Genomic DNA, 8,611 nt, shown 5'->3' on the forward strand with positions numbered 1-8,611 from the left:
GATGAAAAAAAGATACCTTGTCTTGACAGCCTTGCTAGCCTTGAGTCTAGCAGCTTGTTCACAAGAAAAAGCAAAAAATGAAGATGACGCAGCTAAGACAGAGCAAACAGCCAAGACTGATGGAACAGTCGGTAGTAAATCTCAAGGAGCTGCCCAGAAAAAAGCAGAAGTGGTTAACAAAGGAGACTATTACAGTATTCAAGGGAAATACGATGAAATCATCGTAGCCAATAAACACTATCCATTGTCTAAAGACTACAATCCGGGGGAAAATCCAACAGCCAAGGCTGAGTTGGTCAAACTAATCAAAGCGATGCAAGAGGCAGATTTCCCAATCAGTGACCATTACAGTGGTTTTAGAAGTTATGAAACTCAGACCAAGCTCTATCAAGATTATGTCAACCAAGATGGGAAGGCAGCGGCTGACCGATACTCTGCCCGTCCTGGCTATAGCGAACACCAAACAGGTTTGGCCTTTGATGTGATTAGCACCAATGGAGAATTGGTAACAGAGGAGAAGGCAGCTCAATGGCTTTTGGATCACGCGGCTGATTATGGCTTTGTTGTACGTTATCTCAAAGGTAAGGAAAAAGAAACAGGTTATATGGCTGAGGAATGGCACCTTCGTTATGTCGGAAAAGAAGCTAAAGAAATTGCTGAGACTGGTCTCAGCTTGGAAGAATACTATGGGTTTGAAGGCGGAGATTACGTCGATTAATACTCTTCGAAAATCTCTTCAAACCACGTCAGTTTTATCTGCAACCTCAAAGCTGTGCTTTGAGCAACCTACGTCTAGCTTCCTAGTTTGCTCTTTGATTTTCATTGAGTATAAAAAATAAACTTTTCGCTTGCAATTTCAGATAAATAGTGTATAATAGATGGGTATGTGTAAAGCATACTTGTGGGAGGTAAAAATCTTTAATTACCGCCAAAACCACAAAGGAGGATTTAAAAATGGCTAAAAAAGTCGAAAAACTTGTAAAATTGCAAATCCCTGCTGGTAAAGCTACACCAGCTCCACCAGTTGGACCTGCTCTTGGTCAAGCTGGTATCAACATCATGGGATTCACAAAAGAGTTCAACGCTCGTACAGCTGACCAAGCTGGTATGATCATTCCAGTTGTTATCTCAGTTTACGAAGATAAATCATTTACTTTCATCACTAAAACACCACCAGCTGCTGTTCTTTTGAAAAAAGCTGCAGGTGTTGAAAAAGGGTCAGGTACACCTAACAAAACTAAAGTTGCTACAGTTACTCGTGCACAAGTACAAGAAATTGCAGAAACTAAGATGCCAGATTTGAACGCAGCAAACGTAGAGTCTGCAATGCGTATGATCGAAGGTACTGCTCGTTCTATGGGATTCACTGTTGTTGACTAATCAATAACACAGTAGAAAATCTCACAGCAGTCTATTAGTTGCTTTTCATACTAGGCAAGTGACTGAAGCTTGTACTTGGGTACAGCAAGGGAGCTTAAGGCTGTAGGAAAAGAAAAATAATAGACTGAAAACCCGCAAGACTTCATCATTTCGAGGAGTGACGTGGGAGATGAAAATCGATTGAACCACTTACAAGGAGAATAGAAAATGGCTAAAAAAAGCAAACAACTTCGTGCTGCTCTTGAGAAAATCGACAGCACAAAAGCATACAGCGTAGAAGAAGCTGTAGCACTTGCAAAAGAAACTAACTTTGCAAAATTTGACGCAACTGTAGAAGTTGCTTACAACTTGAACATCGACGTTAAAAAAGCTGACCAACAAATCCGTGGAGCAATGGTATTGCCAAACGGTACTGGTAAAACTTCACGCGTTCTTGTTTTCGCACGTGGTGCAAAAGCTGAAGAAGCAAAAGCTGCTGGTGCAGACTTTGTTGGTGAAGATGACCTTGTTGCTAAAATCAACGATGGTTGGTTGGACTTCGACGTAGTTATCGCTACACCTGATATGATGGCTCTTGTTGGACGTCTTGGACGTGTTCTTGGACCACGTAACTTGATGCCAAACCCTAAAACTGGTACTGTAACAATGGATGTTGCTAAAGCAGTTGAAGAGTCTAAAGGTGGTAAAATCACTTACCGTGCTGACCGTGCAGGTAACGTTCAAGCAATCATCGGTAAAGTATCATTTGAAGCTGAAAAATTGGTTGAAAACTTTAAAGCTTTCAACGAAACAATCCAAAAAGCAAAACCAGCTACAGCTAAAGGAACTTACGTAACAAACTTGACTATCACAACTACTCAAGGTGTTGGTATCAAAGTTGACGTAAACTCACTTTAATCAGTAGTTTATAAACAAAGACGAGTACGAAAGTGCTCGTTTTTTTATTTGAGAAAATTTATTTTGTTTGATCCAGAAATTGAGTTTTTCTCAGCCTCATTTTGGTGTTTTTGAACGTGATTTGATGATTGATAAAAATAAAGAAATAGGAATTGTTTTCTGTTGATTTGTAAAAAAAATTATATGGATTACAACCGTATCAATTATTTCAATATTCCTAAGTTGGTATAATATTTCTGAAATACTATAAAAAACAACCAGAGAACTACATATTTACACAAGGTTTCTGTTTTTATGATTGTCGAACGAAAATTTTTATCTTGCAATAGATTGTTCTAAATGATATAATAAAACCAAATGTTGATTTATCTTTTATACCTAACTTAAGATATCAACTTCTTAATATTGCATAAAAATTTAAGGGGGGGGGGGTATTTTTCCTAGTGTTTGAAATCAGCATTATTTAATAAATAAGGAGGTTGTGTATCTCATGCAGAGAAACCAACAAGATTTTAGAACGGAAAAATACCTTCGTTATGGTATCCGTAAGTATAGTTTTGGAGCTGCATCAGTAGCGATTGCAGCTGGTTTGATGTTCCTTGGGAACGGTGCGGTGTCAGCAACAGAGGTGCAGGGAACTGAAGTAGCAGTAGCTGCAACAACTGCCCCAGATAATCAGGCGGATTCTAAGGATAAACCAGTAAAAGCAGAAGCTGATAAAGTAGAAGAAGCTAAAAAAGTTAAAAAAGAAATTCTTGAAGCTAGCATTTCAACTTTAGAATCAAAACTCTCAACGGCTAAGTATGCAGAGGTTTTTGTACTAAGCTCAGCTAAGGAAACTTTGACTACAGCTAAAGCAACTCTTGCTAACGCAGAGGCTAGTCAAGCAGAAGTAGATCAACAAGCAGCTACAGTATCTGCTTTAAGTTTGGTTGTAACAGAGTCAAATACTGCTGGTTTCGATAAGAAACAGGCAGCTGATAAGGAAGCAGCTAAGGAAGAAGCAGAAAAAACTGCAACACCAGTTGAGAAAGCACTTTCTGTAGCTACAACAACTCTGACACAAGTGTCATCAGAAGCTGAAGTAACAAATAAATTGGCTGAGACTGAACTTGCTAAGACTGATGTGAAAGAAGAAAACAAGGCAGCAGTTACAGCAGCGGTAGCTAAAAACCAAACAGTTCTTGCTGAAACGAAAACACTTTTAGCTGATAAGAGTGTTACAAAAGAGCAAGTAGATGCACAACTTGAGCGTCTGAACGAGTCTATTCTTGCAGTTTATAACGAATTAAAAAATGCAGGAATTGGTCGCGATGGTAAATTTGCGGTTAACTTAGCAGAAACAGAAACTGCTGCATTAGTAGACGGTTCAAATGAACTAGGTAAAAAATGGTTAGAAGACCATGGTTATGCATCGTTAGCTGATGTGCCAGTCAAGAAAAATTCAAAAGAAATCGCAACCTTAAATGACCAAATTCAGTGGCTTGACTTTTCTGATACAAATGATTGGACGAATTTAGTTGATGGTAAAATACTTCAAGTAGGTTCTCAGTATCGAAAAGAAATTATGCCAGGATATGTTGTAACATTAACCGTTAAGGAATTAAAACCTTTTGAATCAACGTTAGCCTACAAAAACCGTGTTGCAGGAACGGAGCATGAAGCGAGTTATGATGCAGATAAAGATAATAAATTTAATCAAGCGGTAGGTTTCTCAGGTTATCCGCAAGATGGAAGGTATACGAATGTTCGTGAGCGTGGTGCAGGTATTAATACAGGAAACCATAAAACAGCACTTGGAGCAGTAACTGCGAGTGGTGGCCGTGTAAATGGTGTTAATGCAGGGGTAATCTTTACTGTAGATGCAACATACAATAATAAGCCAGTTAAGCCAGGTATTGTAATGACTTCTGGTGAAGATATCAGTGATGCGAACTATGAGGCAGAAATCTATACAACAAATGGAACACCTTGGGATTTAGCGGGTACTGTCGGAAGTGGTAATAAGACACAGTATAAACCCCTACCAGACTTTAATAGAGTAAATGGTACTTTAACATTTAATACTGAGGAATTTAAAAAAGCTCTTGCAGCTAAAATGTTTGCGACGAGAGATTCTGCAACTGCAGGATTAGGTTCACAAATTTTTGGTTCTTATACTAATGGAGGAGGAAAATATTCAACACCAATCGTGTCGACAGCTAATGCTAGCGAAGTAGGAATTTATATCATCTCTACAGGATTGCAAAGTACCATGATTGGGGTTAAAATTTCTGACTTTGGAGATCTTCCAGAATCTTATGGAACGGCTGAGCATTTCTTAAGAACAGAAGCTACAGACTGGAATACAGGTGTCAAAAGACAAATTCAACAACCATTCTTAGGAACTGAAAAAGCTGATGTTGATTCTGTTTCTGGTATTCGTGTTCGTGGTGAGGGGTCTGACGACAGAAAAGATGCTGCTGATGAGGGAGTTAAACAACTAATTGATGCTGCCGATGTACATGAAAATAAAGAAACAGGGGAGCCAGAAGTAAAATTAGTAAAAGCTCCAGATAATACTTATCAAGTAAATATTAGAGCTTCTGTAAATGGGAATGACCAATTTACAGGAACAACAGAGCCAGCTTACGTACGTGGATTTATCGATTTCAATAATAATGGTAAATTTGATGCAGATGAAGCATCAGAATCGTACAAGTTACTGAGAATAATCAAAAAGTAACATTAAGATTTAGTAATACACAAATTATTGATACAACGAAAGAAAATGTTAATTTCCGTGTTCGTATTGCTAAAGAAGAATCTCAAGTAGAAAAACCTACAGGAATAGCTTACTCAGGGGAAGTAGAAGATAACCAAATTCAAGTAGCTATCCCACCTCGTGGAGACAAAGAGGAAACGACAGGTGTTCAAGGTGAGAAACAAACGATAGACTTCGAATTTGTCAATAGACCTGAAGGGGATGATGCTACTGACGTTGGTTCTGGAAACCAAAAAGTAACATTTAACTCATATGGAAGATTAGGTTACTCTACTCAAAAGAACCAGATTAGTTTAGAAACAACTAAAGTTAAACAAGCTGAAGGTGTCATGATTGTCAATCCAGACGGAAGTTTAACAAAAACTTTCACGAAAGATGGTCAAGGTACTTATGAAGTAACGGATACAGGAGTAACTTTCACACCAGCAGCTAACTTCGTAGGTAAAGCAGACGGTATTGCCTTACGTGCTGTTGACGAAAATGGTCAATCAACAGGATGGACAGCTCTAACAGAGAAAAATGGACTTGTAAACAATAATACAGGAATTCATTCAACAACATTGTTAACAATGGATGCTGTTTATATTCCAACTGTAACGGCAAAAGAAATTACAGGTGAACCAAAAACTTCAATTGATGTTCAAGGGAAAGAACAAAAAGAAACAGTAGTATTCAAAACGGATGCAGGAAAAGCTACTGAAGCTGTTATTACACCAACAGCAACGACTCCTGCAAAATTAATTGATCCTACAACAAAAGTAGCAACAACTGCAACATCAGTAACAGTAGAAAATGAAGGAACATATACAATTGTTCCAGCAACTGGAGAAGTGAAATTCCAACCACTTCCAACATTTAAAGGGAAGGCTAAAGGAATCGGCGTATCGTTAACTGTGCCAGTAGGAGCTGATAAAGCCGGAACTGAAGTAACAGCGACAGCAACGACAACTTACACTCCAGAAGTTGTTCCAGTAGTACCAACTGCAGAACCAGCAACATCTACTGATATTCAAGGAGCTGAACAATCAGCGGTTGTAACCTTTGCTCCAGGTAAAGCGACAATTGGAGATGCAGAAAAAACAGTAGAACTTAAACCAAATTCAGCTAAATTATTAAATGCTGATGGAAGTGTACCGACTGAAGCGACAGTACCAGCTTATAAAGAGGACGGAGTTACTCAAGTAGGAACATACTCAGTTGATCCTGCTACTAACACTGTGAAATTTACACCAACTGATAAGGCTTATGTAGGTAAAGTATTACCAGCACATGTACAAGCAGAAGACGTAAATGGAACAACAGTTAAAACAACTTACACTCCAACAATCGTAGGAGTTAAACCAACAGCTACACCTGGAGAATCAACAAACATTCAAGGTGAAGTACAATCAGGTGTTGTAGCATTTGCACCAGGTAAAGCGACTATCGATAATGTTGAGAAATTAGTAGCAATCAAGGAAGGTTCAGCTAAATTATTAAATGCTGACGGAAGTGTACCAACAGAAGCAACAGTCCCAGCATATGCAGCAGATGGAACAAATAAAGTAGTAGGTACTTACTCAATTGATCCAGCAACAAACACAGTCAAATTCACGCCGACAGATAAAACATATAAAGGCACTGTATCACCTGCAAATGTTCAAGCTGAAGATGTAAATGGCTCAACGGTTAAAACAACTTATACACCACATATCGTAGGTGTAGCACCGACAGCAGATCCAGCTACTTCAACAGATATCCAAGGAGTAGAACAATCAAAAGAAGTTACATTTACACCAGGTAAAACAGAAATCAATGGAACAGAAAAAACAGTAGCAATCGATACAACTTCATTTAAATTATTAGATGAAAATGAAAATGCAGTAGACTCTGTTCCAGCGAAGAATCCAGCAGGTGATGTGATTGGTACGTATACACTTAAAGTCGTAGATGGCAAAGTGAATGCAGTATTTACACCAACAGATAAAACGTATGCTGGTGAAGTTGAGCCAGTAACGATCCAAGCAAAAGATACAAATGGAACAGTTGTAAAAACAACATATACTCCATCTATTACACCAGTAGAACCATCAGGAACACCAACAACTTCTGAAGGAATTCAAGGTGCTAAACAAGAAGGAACTCCATCATTCACACCAGGTGATGAAAGAATTCCAATGAAGATCGATGCGGATCAGCCAGCTAAATTAGTAAATCCTGAAACTGGAAAACCAACAGATGATACAACAATTCCAGCAAAAGATAATGATGGAAATACAGTTGGTACATACGAGATTGAACCAACAACAGGTAAAGTAACATTTACACCAAATAAAGACTTCACAGGTACACCAGTAGCAGCAACTGTTCAAGCAAAAGATGCGAATGGAACACCAACAACTGCTACTTATGAACCAACAGTTAAACCAGTAACACCAACAGGTTCAGATACTGTAACAGAAGATGTTCAAGGTTCAATTCAAAAAGGTAAACCAACATTTGAAGGTGGAAAAGTAACAGTAAATGGTGAAGAGAAAACTGTTCCAATCGATGAAGATAAACCAGCTAAATTGGTAGATCCAAAAACAGGTGATCCAGTTGAATCAGTAACTATCGATGGTGAAGGAACATATACAGTAACTCCAGACGGCACAGTAACCTTTACACCAGAAAAGAACTTTACAGGTAAAGGAACAGGTGTTACAGTTCAACGTGAAGATAAGAATGCTACACCAGTGACAGCTAAATACACACCAGTTGTAAAACCAGCAACACCAACAAGTTCAGATGTCATCACAACTAATGTTCAAGGTGCAATTCAAGAAGGAACACCAACATTTACAGGTGGAAAAGTAACGATTAATGGTCAAGAAAAAACTGTTGCAATCGATGAAGCTGTAAAACCAAAATTCGATGATGGAACAACTGAAAAAGTAGTACCAAACGAAGGAACATACACAATCGATGAAAATGGAAAAGTAACATTCACTCCAGAAAAAACATTCACAGGACAAGCTGCAGGAGTAACAGTTAAGCGTGTTGACAAAAACGGAACACCAGTAACAGCTAAATACACACCAGTAGTAATCCCAGTGTCACCAACTTCTAAAGATGCTGAATCAGAAGGTCCAAAAGGACAATCTCAAGAAGGGACACCAACATTTACAGGTGGAAAAGTAACACTTAACGGGAAAGAAGTACCAGTAGCAATCGATGAAAATGTAAAACCAAAATTCGATGATGGAACAACTGAAAAAGTAGTACCAAACGAAGGAACATATACAATCGATGAAAATGGAAAAGTAACATTCACTCCAGAGCCAAACTTCGTAGGAAAAGCTACAGGAGTAACAGTTAAACGTGTTGATAAGAACGGAACACCAGTAACTGCTAAGTATATTCCAACAGTTCGCCCAGATACTAGATATGTAGTTATCGAAAAAGATGGCAAAGAAACAGATTTACTTCCATCTAAAGATGGCGCTAAACCTTCAGAATCAATCCCAGGATACAATGTTGTTAGAACTGAAATTGATGAAAAAGGAAATACAAAACATATCTACGAAAAAGTGAAAACATCATTCAAGGATA

The 8,611-nt window shown here is 38.3% G+C and carries 3 protein-coding genes and 1 pseudogene; all 4 read left to right on the forward strand.

Annotated elements, in window-relative coordinates:
• Nucleotide 1 precedes the first annotated feature (1 nt).
• Nucleotides 2–718: an LD-carboxypeptidase LdcB/DacB gene (gene ldcB / locus HT728_RS07375; protein WP_173234588.1), complete on the forward strand. Its 717-nt coding sequence runs from the start codon at nucleotides 2–4 to the stop codon at nucleotides 716–718.
• Between the two features lie 236 nt (nucleotides 719–954).
• A complete protein-coding gene (gene rplK / locus HT728_RS07380) occupies nucleotides 955–1,380 on the forward strand; it encodes a 50S ribosomal protein L11 (protein ID WP_001085807.1) in 426 nt (141 codons plus the stop codon).
• Nucleotides 1,381–1,587: 207 nt separating this feature from the next.
• Entirely contained in the window at nucleotides 1,588–2,277 is a 690-nt protein-coding gene (rplA, locus tag HT728_RS07385; RefSeq protein ID WP_001085675.1) for a 50S ribosomal protein L1, read from the forward strand.
• A gap of 490 nt (nucleotides 2,278–2,767) precedes the next feature.
• Nucleotides 2,768–8,611 (forward strand): annotated as a pseudogene (locus tag HT728_RS10680) (GEVED domain-containing protein); the annotation flags it as partial.

Origin of the sequence: Streptococcus sp. 544 (genome assembly GCF_013277385.1) — a bacterium.
In the GTDB taxonomy this organism is placed as follows: Bacteria; Bacillota; Bacilli; order Lactobacillales; family Streptococcaceae; genus Streptococcus; species Streptococcus mitis_BA.